The sequence below is a fragment of the Dermatophilaceae bacterium Soc4.6 genome (assembly GCA_039889245.1).
In the GTDB taxonomy this organism is placed as follows: Bacteria; Actinomycetota; Actinomycetes; order Actinomycetales; family Dermatophilaceae; genus Lapillicoccus.
This window is the reverse complement of record JAZGVH010000002.1, coordinates 4,232,756-4,252,873: the sequence shown is the minus strand read 5'-3', so window position 1 is coordinate 4,252,873 and position 20,118 is coordinate 4,232,756. Positions and strand designations below refer to the sequence as shown.

14 protein-coding genes and 1 pseudogene are annotated in these 20,118 nt (G+C 70.7%); 4 read left to right on the top strand and 11 right to left on the bottom strand.

Annotated features, from left to right (window positions below; all coding sequences use genetic code 11):
* Positions 1-14: 14 nt before the first annotated feature.
* A complete protein-coding gene (locus V3N99_19905) occupies positions 15-137 on the bottom strand; it encodes a hypothetical protein (protein ID MEO3938991.1) in 123 nt (40 codons plus the stop codon).
* A 200-nt stretch (positions 138-337) separates the two neighbouring features.
* Between V3N99_19905 and V3N99_19900 the strand changes: the two genes are divergently transcribed.
* Entirely contained in the window at positions 338-1,339 is a 1,002-nt protein-coding gene (locus V3N99_19900) for a molybdopterin-dependent oxidoreductase (GenBank protein MEO3938990.1), read from the top strand.
* A 22-nt stretch (positions 1,340-1,361) separates the two neighbouring features.
* Here V3N99_19900 and V3N99_19895 read toward each other — a convergent pair whose 3' ends face one another.
* A complete protein-coding gene (locus V3N99_19895) occupies positions 1,362-4,061 on the bottom strand; it encodes a diguanylate cyclase (GenBank protein MEO3938989.1) in 2,700 nt (899 codons plus the stop codon).
* A 287-nt stretch (positions 4,062-4,348) separates the two neighbouring features.
* Here V3N99_19895 and V3N99_19890 point away from each other — a divergent pair, with 287 nt between their 5' ends.
* Positions 4,349-5,944, top strand: coding sequence for an endo alpha-1,4 polygalactosaminidase (locus V3N99_19890; GenBank protein MEO3938988.1), 1,596 nt, complete (start codon positions 4,349-4,351; stop codon positions 5,942-5,944).
* A 7-nt stretch (positions 5,945-5,951) separates the two neighbouring features.
* Here the strand turns inward: V3N99_19890 and V3N99_19885 are convergent, their stop codons facing one another.
* From V3N99_19885 to V3N99_19845, 9 genes and pseudogenes are all read right to left on the bottom strand, one after another.
* Entirely contained in the window at positions 5,952-6,785 is an 834-nt protein-coding gene (locus tag V3N99_19885; GenBank protein ID MEO3938987.1) for an endo alpha-1,4 polygalactosaminidase, read from the bottom strand.
* A 107-nt stretch (positions 6,786-6,892) separates the two neighbouring features.
* On the bottom strand, positions 6,893-10,042 hold the full coding sequence (locus V3N99_19880; GenBank protein ID MEO3938986.1) for an Ig domain-containing protein: 3,150 nt from the start codon (positions 10,040-10,042) through the stop codon (positions 6,893-6,895).
* A gap of 89 nt (positions 10,043-10,131) precedes the next feature.
* Complete coding sequence (locus V3N99_19875; GenBank protein ID MEO3938985.1) at positions 10,132-10,800, bottom strand: spherulation-specific family 4 protein; 669 nt, start codon at positions 10,798-10,800, stop codon at positions 10,132-10,134.
* Positions 10,797-12,482 carry an NAD-dependent epimerase/dehydratase family protein gene (locus tag V3N99_19870; protein ID MEO3938984.1) on the bottom strand — a complete coding sequence of 562 codons (1,686 nt, stop codon included), beginning with the start codon at positions 12,480-12,482 and terminating at the stop codon, positions 10,797-10,799. The genes V3N99_19875 and V3N99_19870 overlap by 4 nt, the downstream gene beginning before the upstream one ends.
* A gap of 12 nt (positions 12,483-12,494) precedes the next feature.
* Positions 12,495-13,490: a GDP-mannose 4,6-dehydratase gene (locus V3N99_19865; protein MEO3938983.1), complete on the bottom strand. Its 996-nt coding sequence runs from the start codon at positions 13,488-13,490 to the stop codon at positions 12,495-12,497.
* A gap of 12 nt (positions 13,491-13,502) precedes the next feature.
* Entirely contained in the window at positions 13,503-14,972 is a 1,470-nt protein-coding gene (locus tag V3N99_19860) for a hypothetical protein (GenBank protein MEO3938982.1), read from the bottom strand.
* The gene (gene pelF, locus V3N99_19855) at positions 14,969-16,465 is read right to left on the bottom strand and encodes a GT4 family glycosyltransferase PelF (protein ID MEO3938981.1); all 1,497 of its coding nucleotides are present in this window, start codon (positions 16,463-16,465) and stop codon (positions 14,969-14,971) included. The genes V3N99_19860 and pelF overlap by 4 nt, the downstream gene beginning before the upstream one ends.
* Before the next feature lie 704 nt (positions 16,466-17,169).
* On the bottom strand, positions 17,170-17,367 hold the full coding sequence (locus V3N99_19850) for a transposase (protein ID MEO3938980.1): 198 nt from the start codon (positions 17,365-17,367) through the stop codon (positions 17,170-17,172).
* A 136-nt stretch (positions 17,368-17,503) separates the two neighbouring features.
* A pseudogene (locus tag V3N99_19845) lies at positions 17,504-17,903 on the bottom strand (transposase).
* A gap of 129 nt (positions 17,904-18,032) precedes the next feature.
* Between V3N99_19845 and V3N99_19840 the strand changes: the two are divergent.
* Together V3N99_19840 and V3N99_19835 are read left to right on the top strand one after the other, a co-directional pair.
* The gene (locus V3N99_19840) at positions 18,033-18,677 is read left to right on the top strand and encodes a TetR family transcriptional regulator C-terminal domain-containing protein (GenBank protein MEO3938979.1); all 645 of its coding nucleotides are present in this window, start codon (positions 18,033-18,035) and stop codon (positions 18,675-18,677) included.
* 99 nt (positions 18,678-18,776) lie between these two features.
* Positions 18,777-20,057, top strand: a complete 1,281-nt coding sequence (locus V3N99_19835) for an MFS transporter (protein ID MEO3938978.1) — start codon at positions 18,777-18,779, stop codon at positions 20,055-20,057.
* Positions 20,058-20,118: the final 61 nt, after the last annotated feature.

Genomic DNA, 20,118 nt, shown 5'->3' with positions numbered 1-20,118 from the left:
GGCACCACCGTAGGTCAGAAGATGCGCAGCATCGGGTCGCGGTAGGGCACGGGGGCCTTGGTGGGCGTGGGGTTCGGTGACCAGGCCGACGTGCGGCGAGGACGGAGGAAGGACGGGATGCGGACGAGGTGGCGCACGTGATCAGCTGCTTCTTGGCGATGAGGTGGTGGACGGGACCGGAGTGGACTCTTCGGGCCTCGATAGGTACAACGAATTTCGAGACGAAACCTTCCACATCGAAATAGTGTGTTGCGTCACAAGCAATCAATCCGGCCCCGCTTCATACGCTAGGGCGGGCGCGCGCGCGCCGCCCGGCGTGGTGACCTACCGTGTGGGGATGGGCCGCTGGAGCAACCTCGCACTGCTCTGGCTCGTGCCCCTCGCAGCGCTGACCGGCTTCGGGGCCTTCGTCGTCGGCGACGCCGGGGCCGTCCCCGCGGCGCTCGTGCACGGGGCCAGTGCCCTGGCCGTCCTCGCCCTGGTGCCTTGGAAGTCGACCGTCGTCCAGCGCGGGCTCCGGCGGGCCCGCCCAGGACGGGCCGGGTCCGTGGTGCTGGGAGTCGTCGTCCTGCTCGCGCTGACGACAGGCCTGCTGCACGTCCTCGGGGTGCTCGCCGACACCCTGCCCGTCACGGTGCTGCAGGCACACGTGGGGGCCGGGCTCGTCGCCGTGCTGCTGACCCTGGCCCACGCGCGAGACCGCCGGGTGCGCGTGCGACGCACCGACCTGTCCCGGCGCACCGTGTTGCGGGCGGGCGCTCTGGCCCTGGCGGGGGGCGCAGCGGCCGGCGTCGTGACGGTGGCCGGTGCCACCCTCGCCTCCGCCGGCACCCGCCGCGCGACCGGGTCCTTCCGCCTGGCCTCGAGCGACGTCGACGCGATCCCGGCCACGTCGTGGCTGCTCGACACCCCGCCGGCCCTCGACCGCGCGAGCTGGCGGGTCACCGTGGTCTCTGGCCAGAGCCGGCGGTCCTGGTCCCTGGACGAGCTGGACTCCAGTGGGCTGACCGACGACCGCGTCAGCGCCGTGCTCGACTGCACCGGCGGCTGGTGGACTGCGCAGACCTGGGGCGGAGCCCGGCTCTCACGGCTCCTGCCACCCGGGACCACCGGGACGGTGCTCGTCACGAGCGCCACCGGCTACTCGCGCAGGCTCCCCCTCACCGACGACCTGGTGCTCGCCACCTCACTCGGCGGCGAACCGCTGCGCACCGGGCACGGGGCCCCGGCGCGGCTCGTGGTCCCTGGCCGCCGCGGTCACCACTGGGTCAAGTGGGTCGTGCGCGTCGAGGTCATGCCCGGCCCGTGGTGGCTGGAGCCCGCCCTCCCCCTGCGCTGACGTCCACGCGACGCTGTCCGCTTCAGCCGACGCCGGCGGCCTGTTGTCGTCGTGCCCGCCTTTCGGCCCTGGCCACGCGCATCGCCTGGTCCGCGTCCTCCAATGCCGCCGGCAGGCCGTGCACGACGGAGGCCGAGGCCCAGCCGACCGAGCCCTCGACCTGCTCGAGCTCCAAGCAGGTGTGGAGGCGCGAGACCGTCTCGGCCGCGGCGACCTCGGTGCAGCCGCGCAGCAGGATGCCGAACTCGTCCCCGCGCAGTCTGGCCACCTCGTCGCACTCCCGCAGCACGGACAGGAGCGCCTGCGCGGCCCGGCGGACGTGGTCGCCCCCGACCTGCTGACCCGGGCGGTCGGCCGTGTCCTCCGGCCCCTCGAGCTGGACGATGGCGATGACCGTCGGGTCGGCGACGGAGGCAAAGAGCTTCGCCTCCTGCTGGAGGGTTCGCTCCCAGGCCCGTCGGTTGGGCAGCCCGGTGAGCGGGTCCGTCTCGTCCCTCACCTGGTCGGCCAGCCGCTCCGCGGCGATCTGGGCCCGCTGCCGCTCGCTGCTCAGCGACATCGTCAACAGCTGCCCCAGCAGCTCCATCACCGGTCCGGCCGCCGCGAGCGCCGCGTCGTCGGTGCGCCGCTCGGGGTCCATTCCGCAGATGGCGCCGAAGACCGTGCCATCGGGCTCGCGGATCGGCACGCCGGCGTAGGTCCCGATCGTCACCGCGTCGTTGACCCCGGCCCGCGCGTACTGCGGGACAGCCTGGGCGTCCGGGGCGATGGCGGGGGTGCGACCGGCAGCCATGTGGACGCAGTAGCTGCTCTCCCAGTCGTGGGACCCACCACGCTGCAGACCGTAGCCGTTCTCCTCCAGATACAGGTAGGTCTGGCGGTCGTTCTCGACCCGGGTCACCGCCCACAACGACAACGGCAACGTCCGATGCAGGTAGGTGAGCACCAGCGTGGACGCCTCCTCGAAGGGCGACCTCGCGCGCTGCTTCACCTCGTACATCGCCTCGTCGGAGCGGCGCAGCACTGCACTGGCGTCCTGCTCACCGCCGGACAGCGACACCCCGATGCTCACGTCGAGCCCGACATCGGCTCCCTCCAGCAGCAGAGCCGGGCTGAGCGCCTCGGCCAGCCGCGCCACGAGCACGCGTGCGTGCTCGAGGTCGACGACGCCCGGACAGCAGACGACGAACTCGTCCCCACCGAGGCGGGCGACGAGGTCACCCGGACGCAGCGCCCCCTCGAGCGCACGGGCGACCTGCACGAGCACCCGGTCGCCGGCCGCGTGACCGTAGGTGTCGTTCACGCTCTTGAACCGGTCGAGGTCGAGGAACAGCACGGCCACACCGGCGTCGCCCGGTTGCTGGAGGAGCCGGTCCAGCTCGGTGTGGAGGCGAGAGCGGTTGGGTAGCCCGGTCAGGGTGTCGTGGTGCGCCATCCGCAGGAGCTCGTCCTGCGAGGAGCGACGACCCGAGATGTCGAGCAGCTGCGCGACGACGGCCGTGGTCCCGTCCACCCCAGGTAGCGCGGACACGTGCAGCTGGGTCCACAGCCAGCCACCGTGGGGCTGGCTGTGCCTGACCTCTCCCTCCCAGCTGGCCGCGTCTCCGCAGGCGATGGCCTCGATGGCGTCCCGGACGGTCGGGGCGTCGTCCGGGTGGCACACCTCGCGCCACCGCATGCCGGAGGGGTCCAGACCCAGGAGCCGGACCATCGCCGGGTTGGGCTCGGTCAGCGACCACCCGCCGTCCACCCCCCTCACCACGACGGCCGTGCTGACCAGCGCCGAGTCACCGACGTTCTTCAGCCTGGTCAACGAGGACGCGAGCCGGGCCGAGACCTCGTCCTTGGAGAGCTGGAGCGTGGCGAGGCTCAGGCCGACGACGAAGACCAGCACGGTGAAGGCCTGCACCAGCAGCGCCCGCGTCTGCACGACCTCGACCCCGGCCAGGGTGCCGTGACCCGCGACGGTCGACACGATGGCGACGCCGGACAGCAGGAGACTCAGCGCGGCGACCCTCGGCACGCCGAGCCGGGTGCCGGCCCACACCGAGATCGCCAGAGCCAGGAACAGGATCGGCAGGTGGGTCGGATTCCAGACGAAGACGAGCAGGTAGACCCCGAGCGAGACGGCGACGCCCAGCGAGAGCTCGAGCACCCGGTCGGAGGAGAGGAGATCGGCCGCCCGGTGCGGGCCCGACATGGACAGGACGACGGCGATCACGACGAAGGTCGTGGCACCGTTGCGTCCCACGATCAGCAGCAGCATGCTCCAGAAGGGTTGGTCCAGCAGCCCGGCGGCGACGAGGGCTGAGGCCAGCCCGCTCGCCGCACCGGCCACCAGGGCCACCAGCAGCAGCCGCAGGACGTCGCCGGGCTCGCGCAGGCCCCGCTCTCGCGGCAGCAGCCGGTGCACCAACAGCATCCCGAGCACGGCGTGACCCGCGTTGATCACGGCGTAGGCCGCGCTCGCCTCCCATGGGCTACCGGTGGCCAGGTTGACGCACAACACCACGGCGCACACAGAGAGGGCCGCGAGCCCGCGCTCGGTCCGGCCCCTGGCCCAGAGCAGGAACCAGACCCCCATACCCGCGGCCGGCCACACGAGTGCGACCTGGCCGCCTGAGGGGCGGGCCGCCCGCCCGAGGTAGGTGGCGACGACGTAGAGGATGACAAACCCGACGAGCACGGCCATCCGTGCCGAACGACGCTGCGGCTGTGTCACACCAGTTCTCCGATCCGACCTCACGACTACCTCCCGTGGACTCGACATCGGCAGGCCAGAGCAGGATGTGAGGGGGATGCCTCTGCCGCCCCGGGGGTCCCCGGCGCAGCATCGAAGTCGCCACCCCGCCCCCTAGACCCTTCGCCCGTGAGCCTCGATGCTGGGTCAACGCGAGACCAGCCAAGGGTGGAGAGATGGCAGATTCCCTCATCTCGGTCGGCGGTGCGGGCTCCGAAGTGGCTGTTCGGGGGTGTACTAATTGGTATAAAACGGGCAAACTACCCGTCATGACAACCTCCCCCAGCCCCTTCGACGTCGTGGCGCTGCGCGTCGCCACCAGTCTGCTCTCCTCCGCACCGGCGCCGTTCAGGCTGCAGCGGATGAGCAGCTTTGCTCACTGGTTCCACGACGCGGACGACGACGTGCTGGTCGCGGTCGCCGTTCCCGGAGCGCCGGCTCGCGCCGCCGCCGAGGTGCTCGCGAGCGGGCTGGCCTGGCGTGGCCACCGGAGCCTGCGGCTGGTGCTGCTGCCGACGCAGGTCACCCAGCTGCGGCTGAAGCTGCCCTGGGTCGAGACCGACGTGCGGGTGTGGACGCTCGCCGAGACTCCTGGCCAGGGGTGGGACGTCACGGCCGTACCGTCGGTGACCCGGGAGCAGGCCCTCGCCGAGACCGCCCCGCGTGCACCGCGCGAGATGTCCCTGGACGGGGTCGCCCCGAGCCAGAGACGGCGCAGCCTCGCGATGGTGGCGGGTGGTGTCCTGCTCCTGGTGGTCGGACCGTGGGTCGGGTCGGCCCATGCGGGGGGGTCGACCCCGTCGGCTCCCACCGGGCTGAACGGGACGACGGGCGCGGCGTCGGTGGGGCTGGACTGGACGGCGCCGGCCTCGGCCGGGTTCACCATCGGCGAGTACCACACGCAATACTCCACGAACGGCGGGTCCTCGTGGAGCGGGAACGCCTACACGGGCACCGCCGTGACCCACCGGACGTACTCGGGCCTCACCAACGGCCAGATCTACGTCTTCCGGGTCCGCGCCGAGAACACGTCCACGGCCGGTGCATGGTCCACGGACTCGGCGCCGATGGTCCCGACCACCTCCCCCTCGCCTACGCCGACCGGCACCACGACGACGACCTCCTCGCCCACACCCACTAGCACCCTGACGCCGCCGCCTTCGTCCTGGTGGTCTCCCGCCCAGGGGACCACGTGGCAGTGGCAGCTGTCCGGCAAAGTGGACACGACGGTCTCCGTTCCGGTCTACGACATCGACGGGGACGCCAACACCGCGGCCACCGTCGCCACGCTGCACGCGGCCGGGGCCAAGGTCATCTGCTACATCGACGCGGGTGGCTGGGAGAACTACCGCAGCGACGCCGCGAGCTTCCCTGACATCGTCAAGGGCAACACGATGGCGGGGTGGCCGGACGAGCGCTGGCTCGACATCCGCCAGACGGGCATCCTCGTCCCCCTCATGGAGAAGCGGGTCCAGACCTGTGTGGCCAAGGGGTTCGACGCCATGGAGTTCGACGTCGCCGACGGGTACACCAACAAGACCGGCTTCCCGCTCACGGGGGCCGACCAGCTGACCTACAACAAGGCGCTGGCCGCGGTGGCCCACCGCTACGGGCTCGGTGCAGCCCTGAAGAACGACGCCGAGCAGGTCGTGGCCCTGCAGCCGTTCTTCGACTTCGCCATCGTCGAGCAATGCTTCCAGTACAAGGAGTGTGCGACCTACTCGCCATTCGTCGCCGCGGGCAAGGCCGTGCTCGAGACGGAGTACAAGGGCACCACGAGCTCGTTCTGCCCGACGATGAAGAGCCTCGGGTTCTCGTCGACGAAGAAGTACCTGCGTCTCGACGCGTGGCGCGAGGCCTGCTGACCGCCGCTCAGCAGGTCTGACGCCAGGGGCCCAGCTCGAGCTCCTTGCGCACGGACGACAGGCCCAGCCGTTGCGAGGTCGGGCAGAACTGCGCGGTGCTCAGGTCGTACTCCGCGTGGAAGACCGCCTTGTCGGCGTCGAGGAACGGGGCGAGGCGGTCGCACTCGTCGTACTGCACGCACTGCTCGTTGACGGCGAAGTCGTAGACGGGCTCGAGGGCGGCCACCTGGTCGAGGTCGTTCTTGAGCCCGATGGCGAGGCCCCGCTCGTGGGCCATCCGGGCCAGCATCCGGTCGTAGGTGAGCTGGTCGTCCGCGGTGAGCGGGAAGCCCGTGGTGGAGGCGTAGCCGTCGACGAGGTCGGCCTCGACGCCGTCGAAACCCTTGGCGGCGCACAGGTCCATCCGGGCGGCCATGATCGGTCCCAGCACCGAGAGCTGACGGATGTCGAGCCAGCGCTCGTCCCAGCCCGGGACGGCCGAGCCTCGGACCGACGTGGGGAAGAGCGCAGAGTCGGGGCGACCCGGCTCCCACGACCCCGCGCTGAGGTAGCAAACCACCCGTCGACCGTCCCGGTGCAGCGAGGCGACCGTCGACGCCGGGGTGTCGACGAGATCGACGTCGTACACCTGCGCGTCGACAGAGGTCTGGATCGGGCCGGACAGCTGCCACTGCCAGGTCGTGCCGCGGCGGGGTTGCCACCTCGCCGCGGTCGGGACCGAGGTGTTGCCCGGCCGGCTCGCCGACGGGGCTGCGGTGGCCGACCCGGGCGGGGCGGCTCCGAAGGGACCCCCGGTGGTCGTCGCGGTGGTTTCGACGCTGCAGGCGCTGAGGCAGGCCACGGCGGCCAGGGTCGCGACCGTGACGGTGAGGGGACCGCCTCGCCGCGGTCCCCTCACCCATCGTCTGGGGGACGCCCGACTCAGCATCCCCTGAGCCCGGTCCCCGGTCACGCGACCGTAATGACCAGGCTCTGGTTGGCGGTACCTCCCGAGCTGGTGGCTCGCAACCTCACTGTCAGGCTGCCACTGGTGCCTAAGATGCCCGAGAGGGTCGCCGTGCCGTCCGGCTGGGCCGTGAAGGTGACGTCCGAGGGCAGCCTCGACCGGAGGCTGACGGTCGGGGTGGGTGTCCCGACCGCCGTGACACCGATGGAGAACGCCGTGTTGGCCGTCACCGTCACGCTCGAGGGGGTGGTCAACGTCGGCGCCGCCTGCACGGTGAGGGTGAAAGCCTGCGTGGCGGTGCCCGCCGCGTTCGTGGCGGTCAGCGTGAGCGGGTAGGTGCCCGCCGTACCGGCGGCGGGAGTCCCCTTGATCACCGCCGACCCACCCGACCGGGGGGTGAAGGTCAGACCCTGGGGCAGCGCCCCCGTCAGGGCCACTACCGGCGCGGGGTAGCCACTCGTCTTGAGTATCGTCGTGCGCGACTTGCCGACCGTCAGCGTGGCGGTGTCCGCGCTGGTGAAGGCCGGCGGTTGCTGGACCACGATCGTCAACGACTGGGTGACCGCTCCCGCGGCGTTGGTCGCCGTCACGCTGACGGGGTATTGGCCCCCGGCGCCGGCGCCGGGTGTCCCCGACAGCGTCGCCTGCCCACCGCCGGTCGCCGAGAAGGTGAGACCCTGCGGCAGGATCCCGACCAGAGCCACCAGCGGTACGGGGCTGCCGACCGCTGTGATGGTGAACGAGCCGGGTGTCGACGTCGTGAAGGTGGCGGTCCGGGGGCTGGTGATGGACAGCTTCTCGACCACCGTCAAGGTGAACGCCTGCACCGTGGTGCCGAACTCGTTGGTCGCCGTGAAGGTGAGCGGGTAGGAGCCGCCCGTCCCCGCGGTCGGGGTACCCGTCAAGGTGGCCCGGCCGTTCCCGTTGTCGGAGAACAACATCCCGCTCGGGAGGGCGCCCGTTTCAGTGACCGTCTGGGCACCTGAGGCCACGACCGGCACGGTGGCGGCGACACCGACCTTGACGCTCGCGGAAGACGGACTGGTGAACGCCGGGACCGGGGCGGCCAGCGTGGTGCTGCCGGAGACCCAGGCCGAGGACTCGCCGCCGTAGGCGCTCCCAAAGGCGGCACCCCCGACGACCGTGGTGCCCACGGGGACGGTCACGGGCGCGGCTGCGGTGGTCGGGTTGCTGATCGTCACGAGCCCGTCCTGGACGTAGCCGCTCACGGCCGACCCGGCGGTCATCCCCGTGCTGGCCCAGGCCGACTGGTAGCCCAGCTGGGCCGCCGCCTGCGTGAGGGTGAGGTTGAGCAGAGGGGCCGAGGTCGTGTAGGCGGCCCGGTAGGTCGACAGGATCGACGACATGAGCGACAGGCCGAGGTAGTCCAGCCCCGTCAGGTTCGCCACGTGGGCGTAGAAGGGCCTCGGGTCGTTGGAGAGGATGAACCCCAGGTCGTTCGCAACGTCCGTGGGCAGGATGTAGTCGTGGAACCCCGTCGCGGGGTCGAGCGCAGCCGGGAGGCAGGTTGCGGTGGCGGGGTTGGCGTCGCAGTAGCCGCTGCCCCCGTTGGAGCTGGAGAGGTAGATCCAGTTGTACTCGTCGACCTCGTCGGCCTGGGTCGACACGTTGTAGTAGACGGCTACCGGGTGGCGGGGCACCGTCGTCGCCGAGCCGACCTGTCGTGGGGCCGGCTCACGCGAGGCGTCGGCCCCGATGGACGTGATCCCGTTGGCGGTGAGGACGGCCCCGAAGTTGGGGTTGTCGACCGGCTGCTGGGGGGTCAGGTACAGGCCCGAGTGCTCACCCGAGAGGTACTCGCTCTTGTCGAACGGCAGGCCCAGCGTGGTGCCCACCGCGATGTTGGTGGAGATCTCGCGGGAGATCGCGGCCTGCGGGACCCAGACGATGTTGCTGCCGTCCGCCGCCGGGGGCTGGCCGTCGGTGGTGACGCAGTGCCAGGGCAGCGTCGTGAAGTCCTGCTGGCAGCCCTGGAAGATGTGCTCGTAGCCGTGGTTGAGCCACCGGATGCTCGTCTTGTTGGCGACGAACGCGTTGGTGAGGGGGTCCTGGCCGTTCCAGGGGTTGCCGTTCGCGTCGAACTGCGAGTAGTAGCCGTTGAAGGGAAGCGTCGGCTGGTAGTCGTTCGCCGTCTGCCAGCTGACGAGGTGGCTGACGTCGGCCGCCGTCATCCGGATGTCGGACGCCGGCACATTGAGGGCGGCCGCGCAGTCCTCACCCGGGGTGCAGTTGTACTGGGCGTTCCAGCGGGAGTCGTAGCTGAACGCGTCGTCGAACTGCTGGCTGTAGAAGTTCCGGTTGTAGCCGAAGTGGATGCCGCGCGTCATCCAGCCGACGATGCCGTGGGCGATCATGCGGAAGTGCTGCTGGGCCGCCGAGAAGGCGCCGGTGATGACGAGCTGCTCGACCCCGTCGGCGTAGGCGCCGACCAATGTGCCGGAGGTGCCCTGACCGGGGATCGGCACCGTCACCAGGGGCGTGAAGGTCGCGCCCGCAGGCAGGGCTGGGGTCGACGTAGCCGTCAGGGGCGTCGAGAGGATCGCGTAGGTGCCTGCGGTGACGGGCACGGGCCCGTTCAGGTAGCCCCAGTTCGACGCCCGGGCGGCCGGGGTCGCCGTGGCGGTGAACCCGTCGAGGCCACCGGCCCAGGTCTGCGAGGTCTGTCCTTGGTACGAGGTCAGACCGACCTGCGGGCCGGGGGTCTCGTCGGCGTCGACCTGACGGACGCCGAACGTCGTCTCGTAGGCGCTGAGGGCCGACATCTCGGCACCGGACAGCCCGGTCACCCCCGAGGTCCAGGCTGCTCCGCTGCTCTGCGGCAGGATGACGGCCTGGTAGTTGGCCTCGGTGCCGCTGGAGAGGAAGTCGGGCGTGATCGTCGCCCGGCCAGGGTCGGCCAGGGGGACGTCGGTGTGCGGCACGCCCTCGATGTCGAGCTGGGCCACAAGGGCGTCGACCATGACGCTCCGGTCGGTGACGACGAGGACCCGCAGGTCGACGCGGTTGGTGGCCGCCTGCGCCGGTGCGGACACCACGAGCAGACCGACGCCGAGGGCGGAGGCGACGAGCACCGAGACCGTACGTCGCAGCCGCCGCCTCACGGGCCGACGGGACGTGACGAGAGCTGACATGTTGTATCCGTTCCTACGATCGTGACTTGCCGAGGGGGACGCGGGGCCGGCGTCGGACGCCGGCTCCGGTGAAGAGGGCTCCTGCGTGCTCACGCGAGACCTGCTGACGCGAGGGACCGTGCCTCACGCAGATGGCCCCAGGGGTTCGCTCCGTCGCCGGAGGTGACGTAGACCAGTGCGCCCAGCTCGCGAGCGAGGGCGTGGGCGCGCTGGTGCTGGTTGCGCGGGACGGCGTAGACCAGATGGGCGATGTCGCGCGAGCTGCGGGCCTTGACCGTGCCCGCGAGGATGCCGCTGCGGTAGGCCCGCCACGGGCCCTCGAAGGCCACGCTGATGTCGACCCCGGTCGTCGCGTCACCGTGGGCCTCGACGCCGGGGTTGGCCACGACCAGCTCGGCGCCCGTGTCGCGCAGCCAGCGCACGGCGCGGGTCGTCGGCGTGGCCGCCGTGGAGGGGAAGCGGTCGAGGAAGAACGAGCGCACGCCGTACACCTTTCGCCACCGCTCGACGTCTGCGCGCAGCAGGTCGCTTCGCCGCGCACCGTAGCCGCAGTCGACGTAGCCCGCGACCCGGACCGAACGCTCGGTAAGCCGAGCGACCCAGGTGACGTACTCGTCGTCGGGCGCGGCCTCCCCAGGCCCGTCGGCGACGTTGACGACGACGCACCTCGCCCCGGGTCCCTCGCGGTGGGCGACCTTCCACGCGCCGGGGTCGACGAGGGGGTGGACGTAGAGCGGGACGACCGCGCCGGTGATCATCGGAGCGCGTGGACGCCCACGAGGTCGCGCATCGAGTCGCAGAGGTCGCGGGTGGGGTACCAGCCGAGCAGCGAGCGGGCGCGGGTCGTGTCGGCGCACTGCCAGTCGACCGCCGCGGACCGGCTCGACGCGGGCCTGTCCTCCACGATGTCGCCGGTGAACCCGGCTGCGGCACAGAGCGAGCCCACCAGACGGCGTACGGGCACGGCCTGTCCTCGCCCGACGTTGTAGACGCCGCGCAGGTCGCCCGGGAGCAGCGCGGCGCGCACGGTGGCGGCCGCGACGTCCCGCACGTCGATGAAGTCGCGGGCAGCGTCCAGCGGCCCGAGCCGAAGGGGCCCTCCGGCGATTCTCACGCGTTCCAGCTCGGCGAGGACCCGACCGGTGAGGCTGCCGGCAGACACTCCGGGCCCGACCGGGTTGAACACCCGCAGGACGACACCCTCCACACGGCCGGCGGCCGCGGCCTTGAGCACGGTCTCGGTGCCGGCGAGCTTGGTGACGGCGTACTCGCTCACGGGGCGGGGCACGGCTGACTCGGTCACGGGAGTCCCGGGGGTGCCGGCGCCGTACTCGGCCGAGGAGCCGATGTGGACGAGCCGGGCCCCGGACCCGGACGCCGCGATGGCGCCGACCAGTGTGCCGACGAGGCCGATGTTGGCGGCGGCCATGACGTCCATCTTCCCGGAGACGGCACCGGCGCAGTTGATGACCGCGGTGGGGTCTAGCCTGCGCAGAAGCCGCTCCAGCTCGAGGTCGTCGGCCTCGACGAGGTCGGCCACCACCTCGGGATACGGAAGCCCCGAATCGGCGGACCGCGTCATGACGGTGAGCTCGACGTCGTCACGCCGCGACAGCTCGTCGAGCACGTGACGGCCCAGGAAACCGGTCCCCCCGACGACGACGACACGCTGGGCCGAGGGTCGCGAACGGGGGTGGCGGTCGATGGTGCGCTGCTTGACCGTGGGCAGGACCGAGGGCAGGAAGGCCGACCGAAGCGACTCGAAGTCCTGGTTGGCGCGGTCGTAGTCCTCGGGGCGCCCGATGTCGAGCCAGTAACCGTCGAACTGGAACGACCGCGGCGGCTCCTTCCTGTCGAGCAGGTCGAGCACGAGGTCGTCGAACCCGAACGGCAGGCCCGGCTCGTAGGCGCGCAGCGTCTCGCGCGAGAGCGCGTAGACGCCCATGCTCACCTGGAAGGGGAGCGTCGGCTTCTCCCGGAACGCCGAGATGTGGTCGTCGACGACGTCGAGCACCCCGAAGTCGACGTGGACGCGGCGGTCGAATGTCGCCACCGTGAGCGGGTCACCGGAGGTGACGTGTCCGCGCAGGAACTCGCCGAAAGGCAGGTCGGTCAGGACGTCGCCGTTCATCACGAGGAAGTGCTCGGGCAGGTCTTCGAGGATGGGCAGGAGGGGCCCGATGGTGCCGAGCGGCGCGTCCTCCTCGACGTAGTCGATCTGGAGTCCCCACCGCGAACCGTCCCCCACGAAGCTGCGGATCAGGTGACCGAAGTGCCCGATGGCCAGGGTCACGTGGGTGAACCCGTTGTGGGCGAGCTGGAGGAGGACGATCTCGAGGATCGAGTGCTCCCCGCCGATCGGCACGAGGGGCTTCGGGATCACCGTGGTGTACGGCCGCAGGCGTACGCCCCTGCCGCCCGCGAGGATGACTGCATGCATGTCGCTTCACTCTCAGATCGTGTACTGGTCGGGGCGGTAGCGGGCGAGGTTGAGCGGGTTGGTGAACCAGTCGACGGTGGCCTTGAGCCCGCTCTGGAGGGAGTGCGCAGGCTGCCAGTCGGTGGCGGTCCGCAGCTTGCTGTTGTCGCACACCAGGCGCTGGACCTCGGAGGCGTCCGGGCGGAGCCGTGACGGGTCCTGCGCCACCTCGATGTCGAGGCCCATCACCTCGGCGATGGTGAGAGCGAGGTCGCCCACCGAGATCTCCTTGCCGTTGCCGGCGTTGAAGACCTGGCCGACGACGTCGTCGGCGGGGGCGGTGCCGACCGCCATGAAGGCGGCTGCCGTATCGGCCACGAAGGTGAGGTCACGGGTCGGGGTGAGCGATCCGAGCTCGATGCGCCGACGGCCGCTGGCCAGCTGGGCCGTGATGGTCGGGATCACTGCCCGAGCCGACTGCCGGGGACCGTAGGTGTTGAACGGGCGCAGCGTCACGACCTGCGTGCCGAAGCTGAGGTGGTAGCTCTCGGCCAACTTGTCGGCGGCCACCTTGGTCGCGGCGTAGGGAGACTGGGCCTGCATCGGGTGCTCTTCGCTGATCGGCACACTGCGCGCGGTCCCATACGTCTCGCTCGTCGAGGTGTGCACGATGCGCGGCGTCTCGAGGGTGCGGGCCGCCTCCAGCACGTTCAGCGTGCCGCTGACGTTGGTGTCGACGTACGACTGGGGGGCGACGTAGGAGTAGGGGATCGCGATCAGGGCGGCGAGGTGGTAGACCACCGCGGCGCCGTCCATGAGGTCACGGACGCTGCGGGGGTCGCGCACGTCTCCCAGGACGGGCTCGACCGACGCCAGCACCTGGGGGTCCAGGGTGTCGAGCCACCCGTACGAACCGAACGAGTTGTACTGCACCATCGCGCGGACGCGGTGGCCGCGGGAGACGAGGGCCTCGACGAGGTGGGAGCCGATGAACCCCTCGGACCCGGTGACGGCGACGATCTGTGACACGTGTGTTTCCGTTCAGAGGTGGACGAGGGGGTTGCGCAGCCGGACGGCCGCGTTGGTCAGCAGGACGACGAACATCAACCCGAAGGTCACGAGGTACGCCGTCGCGGAGGCGAGCAGGGACGTCTGGGCCAGGAGCAGGTAGCTGCCGAGCGCGACGACCATGCAGCAGCCGGCCACGAGGACGCGGCCGATCGCCACGAGGGTGAGAGCGATGAAGAAGCAGGCCGCCAGGGCGGCGTAGCCGGCGACCAGCACGACCTGATCGGTCTCCGGGCGACCGCCCGAGCCGAGGAAGATCGCCAGGACGCTCAGGGCCGCGACGACGGAGAGGTAGTGGCCGATGGCGGTGGCCAGGGCCCGCCGGCTCAGCCGCGCGAACCTGTCGGGCGAGGCCACCGTGCCGAGGTCCATGTGGGTGCGGTGCATGAGCCGCTCGAGCTGGAGCTCGGCGGCCCCCATGCTGAGGACCACCGGCAGGGTGACGTACCACGAGGCCGAGGAGGCGCCACCTCGAAACAGTTCGAGGGTGCTCGGCCCGAGGCCGACCGCGGCCGCGGCGGCGACGCCGTACCCCAGGTGCGGCAGTGCGGCGAGGAGGTCAGCGCGGTCCGGCAGCCAGCGGGGTCGCGTCTGGGTGGTGCCGGAGCCCGTGAGCGCCCGGGTGCTGGTGGCGTGCAGCGCCAAGGCGAGCACCGAGAGCACGGAGAACGCCGCGATGAGACTGTGCACGCTCGCCCCCCACGGTCCGACCCCGAGCAGGAGCAGCACGCCGGCGACGCTGCCCGGCACCAACGCGGCGAGCAGCGCGAGCTCGTCACCGAACACGAGCAGCACGCCGGCCGCGACCATGTAGATCCCGATCGCGCTTCCGCTCGCCGCCGTGCCGAAGGAGGCCCCCGCGAGGCGGGTGGCGACGAGCACGACGACGGGAACGATGACCAGTCCGCACAGCAGACCCGACCGCATGATGGCACGCGCGGCGAGGTCGCCGATCCAGCCGAGGTTGCGGTGTCCCAGGAAGGAGAGGGCCTGGCTCCAGCCCCAGCCCGCTGCCAGGGCGACGATCAGCACCGTCACGGCGGGCGCGCCCCGGTCACTGACGGCTCCGAGGCCCACGATGGCGGGCAGCGCATAGATCAGCCCTCTGAGGAGGCTGAGCCATGGCCTCACCAGCGGTCGACTCGAATCGGTGGGCCGACCGGAGCCACCGCTCGGGACGGCGTCGAAGAGGGCCTCGGCGAGGGCGAACACGTCGGGGTATCCATAGGCGAGGCAGTCCCGGTCACTCATTCCCTGCGCCTCGAGGCCCGCCGCGATCTCCCAGGTGTCGACGGCCGAGGCGCAGAGCGTGTCGTGACGGCGCGAGAGCTCGGCCACGGTGTCGGCGACTCGCCGTTCGCCCCGCTGACCTCGACCGCGGGCCGAGTCCAGCCGGATGACCGAGCCGGTCAGGGCCGTGGTGCTGTCGTCGACGGCGGTCACGCGGTCAGCACCAGGGGAGTGACGATGGCGACAGGAGCCTCGGGCTCGAGAATCTCGTCGTAGATGGCGTTGAGGGCACCCATCGACTTCTCGAGCGTGAACAGCTCCAGCACCCGGGCGCGGGCCGCGGCACCCAGGCGGCTGCGCAGCTCGCCATCACGCAGCAGCGTCACGCAGGCCGCCGAGAACGCCTCGGGGTCGCGCGCAGGGACGACCAGACCGGTGTCGCCGACGGCCTCGAGAACACCGCCGACGTCCGTGCTGACCGTCGGTCGTCCGGTCGCCATGGCCTCGATGACGGTGTAGGGGAAGCCCTCGCTGATGCTCGACAGCACCACGACCTGGCCGGCCGCGTAGGCGTCCCAGGCCGATGCCGACCGGCCCTCGAAGACGACCCTCTCGGCGATCTCCAGCTCGACGGCCAGCTCCTGGCAGCGAGCGAGGTACTGCTGGCCGCCTGCCGGCGCCACCCCGAACACCCGCAGCCGGGCCTGCGGGATCTCGGAGACCGTCAGCGCGAAGGACCGGATCAATGTCTCGAGATCCTTGATCGGGTCGATGCGACCGATGAAGACCAGGGTCGGCTCGGCCGGCTCGTCGCGGGCCTGCGGGAAGTCGCCGGGGTCGACTCCGTTGTAGACGGTGACGATGGACTCGGGGTCTGCCCCCAGCCGCACCTGCCAGCGCCGGTTGTAGACGTTGCCCGGGGCGATCACGTCGGCCTCGGCGTAGAGCAGCTCGGTGATGGCCTTGGTCAACCGCAGCAGTGTGTACTTCACGGCCCAACCCAAGGTGCTCTCGCGGTAGGACAGGTAGCGCTCGCGCAGGTAGACCCCGTGTTCGCTCAGCACCACCGGTGTGTTGTTTGTCCACTTGGCCCCCAGCGCCACCAGGGCCACGAGCCCGTTCGACGTGCAGTGGACGATGTCACCGGTCACCGGAGGAAGGCTCAGGGGTCGGAGCATGTGCTCGACCATCCCCATGACGATGGCCGCCTCTCCCAGGGAGACCGAGGACCGTTGTTCGGGTCCCAGACCGGACCTGCCGAGGCGGGACGCGTCCCACACGTCCGCAACGAGGGTGACGGAGTCCGCGGACGACAGGGCGGCGCTGAGGTTCTCGGTCTGGGCGTACTCGTAGAGCGCGCGCATGGCGGTGGCGAAGTCGGAGGTGGTGGCGGTGGGCGACAGCGTCGCGGCGAGTAGTCGGCCGAAGACCTCGAGGAACCGGTCGCGCACGCGCCCCCGAGGGCCACGGGCGGTCGAGGCCCGCGACCAGATCGGGATGTCGGTCACGGACACCACGTTGCCCGGCAGGTCGAAGACGGGAAGAGCGCGCCCGTGTCCGGTCAGGGCGACGACTCGGAAGTCCCTGCCCGGCATGGCGCGGACGAGCTGGTCACACCAGACGCTGACCCCACCGTTGGCGTAGGGATAGCCGCCCTCGCTCACGAGGATCACGGACGGTCTGGGCGGGTCGGGTGCGACACTCACGCCGGAAGCTGAGTTGCGGGACCGAGGCCGGGCCCGGCTGAAGGTGCGTCGTGCGTCATGACGATGGAGCCCCTTCTGCCTCACCCGGCCACCGCTCCACGCGGGAAGCGGTGTGCGCCCGCCCGTCTGTCGACGATGGTCTCCGCGGTGGTCGCCGACGCAGGGACTGCAGACTCGGGAGACGGGGCCAAATGTGCGGGCGCGAACTGCTGCTGAACCACGACCGTGAGGTCAGGCAACTGCCAGTTGGACCGCCCCCTGCCAGGACGCGTGATCACGTCTGCAATATTTCACGAGAACAGCGCTACCGAGGCCAGTTCGAGGATTTGGGCTTTCAGAAAGCGAACTATGCCCTATTTATCACAAAAGACCGGTCGCAACACGCCATGGACGTGTGTTGGCGTTCAGTTGATGCGCCGCAACATTTTCCCTTGAGGGCCCCAGTGGGAGGACGTTCACGCTTGTGATGGGCCCTTACGCGACGCCCAGTGCCACTCGGGGTCGGCGTGGCGAGCCGGACAGCGTCGTACTGGATGCTTCCGCGAAGGCCCTGTCATGTATCAAAATGCGCATTTATGAGGATCTCACTAGCGTTCTGTCGCTTCAGGATAGGTACCACCCACATGTGGGCATTTTGATGCTCGTAAACCGATGTGGTGGTATTTGACTGATTGGTTGGCTCTCCTGACGAATGTCTAGGTTGATCAAGCGGCTCGGCGGCCTGGTAGGTCGGGTCGGTAGCCGCCTCGCGCGAGCATGGCGAGGACGATGAGGGCGTCGGGGTCCTTGAACCCGAAGGCCATCCGCATCAGGGGCCGGAACTTGGTGTTCGTCGACTCGACCAACGCGTTCGACAGGTCGTGCTCGAGCAGGTTGTCGATCGCTTGCCGGTGGCGGCGGATCGGTGCGACCCGTGCTGGCCCTTGATCCGGATGATCCTGCGGAACGCCTCCTTCAGCTCGTACGCGCGGTGCAACGGCTTGGAGGATGTCAAGTCTTCTGAATGCGTGATCTGGGTAACAGTTGATTTGGGTGGTCTCAAGGGGTTGGAGTTACGCGGTCGGGATAGATCAGGGCGATTCGACCAGGGCGTTGCGCCAGCCGTGGTCGGCGGCCGCCTTCGGCGAGTCGGCCGGGGGCCTTGCGGGCTGGACCTTCGGGGGGCCGGCTTCCTTCGCGCGTTCTCGGGCGCGCTTGTCCTCGATGGTGCGGATCGCGAGCCACAGCAGCTTGATCGCGGCCGTGTCGTTGGGGAAGTGGCCGCGATTCTTGATGATCTTGCACGGCTGATAATTTGAAGAGTCGATGCTCTGTCTTGTGGATGACCTTGCGCAGGGCCGGGGCCGAACGCGAGGAACGGGGTGAATCGGTCCCATGCGTTCTCCCAGGTCGCGACCGCGGCAGGGTGCTTCTTCCCGAGGTTGGAGTCGGCGAACGCGGCTCTGGCCGTTCTCGAGGCGAGGCCTGACTCTCCAGACGTGATGGGGTGGCAAGGAATGGACCGGCGAGTCCAGCGCCACCTCTCAGGTGTGGACTGTCAAGTCCACTGCCCCGTAGGATGCCAGGCATGTCCGCTGCTGCGACCGTGCTCACGGAGCGGGGCCGTGCGACGCGGGATCGGATCGTGGTGGCGGCGGCGACCCTGATCCACGAGCACGGGGTGGCCGGCACCAGCCTGGACGACGTCCGAGCTGCGACAGCCACCAGCAAGTCGCAGCTCTACCACTACTTCACCGACAAGTCCGCGTTGGTGCGGGCGGTGATCGAGCTGCAGGTGCAGCAGGTGCTCACCGCGCAGCAGCCCGAGCTCGCGGACGCCTACTCGATGGAGGGCCTGCGACGCTGGGGCGACCGGCTGGTCACCCTCAACGAGCAGGACGCCCGCGGCTGCCCCCTCGGCCGCTTGGCCAGCGAGCTCACCGACCGCGACCCCGCCGCCAGTGCCGCCCTGACCGCAGGGTTCACCCGCTGGCAGCACCAGCTGGCCACCGGACTCGAGACCATGCGTGGCCACGGCGCTCTCGCCCCGGACGCCGACCCCCAGACGTTGGCTCTCGGTCTGCTGGCGGCAGTGCAGGGTGGCCTGCTCCTCGCCCACGCCACCCGCTCGGTGGCCCCCCTGCAGAAAGCCCTCGACCTGGCCCTGGACTCCATCGAGGCCCGAACAGCGCCATCCGCCGCAGCCTGCACGACCACCAGCGTGGACGACTGAGACCCCACCGATGCCCTGCGCCCAACGTCCGTCCACCGCGGCGATCCGTCGTGCCGGCACCACCCAGGCTGACCCAGCACCCGTGAAGGAGGAGAGCAGGTGAGTGACACGGTCACGGGAGCCGCGGCCCACGTCCGCAGCCGCCGGGGCGTCGCCCCGTGGTGGTGGCCGGCGCTGGTGATGTTCGCGGTGGGATACGGGGCCAACCAGTTCGTCCCCCTGCTGGCGGTGTACCGCACGACGTTGGGGCTCTCCGACGCGCAGGCCACCGCGATCTTCGGTGTCTACGCCCTGGGGCTCATCCCGGGGCTGTTGCTCGCCGGCCCGGCCAGCGACCGCAGCGGTCGGCGTCCGCTGATGCTCGCCTTCGCAGCACTGTCCCTGCTCGCGACGGGGGTGCTCATCACCGGCCAGTGGGGACCCGCGGGGCTCTACGCCGGCCGGCTGCTCACCGGTGTGGTCTCCGGCGGGGCCTTCTCCGTCGGCACCGCGTGGGTCAAGGAGCTCTCCGCCAACGCCCCACCCGGTGCCGGTGCCCGCCGAGGAGCCCTTGCCCTCACCGCAGGGTTCGCCACCGGTCCCCTGATCGGCGGGCTGCTCGCCCAATGGGCACCCGCCCCCGAGCTGCTGCCGTACCTGGTGCACCTGCTGCTCGCCGCGGTGGCGTTGGCGCTGCTACCACGGGCCCCCGAAACTGTCCTGGCCCACACCCGTCTCCCCCTGACCCACACCCCGTCCCGGGCCCTGCTCGCGAGCTCGGCACGGACCCGCCGCTTCACCAGGGTCGTCGTTCCGCTGGGTCCCTGGGTGTTCGGCAGCGTCACCCTGGTGTTCACCACACTGCCCGCCCACGCCTCCGGGCCCGTCCCGGGACTCACGGTGGCCTTCCCCGGGGTGCTCGCCGCGGTTGCCCTCGCCGCGGGTATCGCTATCCAACCCCTCGGACGCCGCCTGCAAAACACCTCGATGGCCCGCGGCACCGCCGATGCCTCAGCCACCGCCCTGGCCCTCGTCACCGCCGGCTGCCTCACCGCCGCGGCCGCCACCTCCCACCCCAGCCCCGCCGCAGCCACCGGGGCAGCCCTCCTGCTCGGAACCGGTTACGGCATGGCCATCCTCTGCGGCCTGCGGGAGGTCGAACACCTCGCCCCCACCCACGAGCTCGGCAGCCTCGTCGCCCTCTTCTATTCCCTCGCCTACTCCGGCCTCGCCATCCCCTACCTGCTCGCGCTCGCCGGACCACACCTGGGCTACCCCACCGGTCTGCTCCTGCTCACCCTGCTTGCCGCACTGACTGCGGTGCTGCTCGCCGTGCAAGGCCGCCGTCACCCACTCACGACATCGAGCACATCACGGGGTACCGCCCCAGGCAGTACCTGACACCCTCCACGCCACAGTGGGTCCACAGCCGGGGACCCCCTATGCGGCTCTTCTCGGGGTC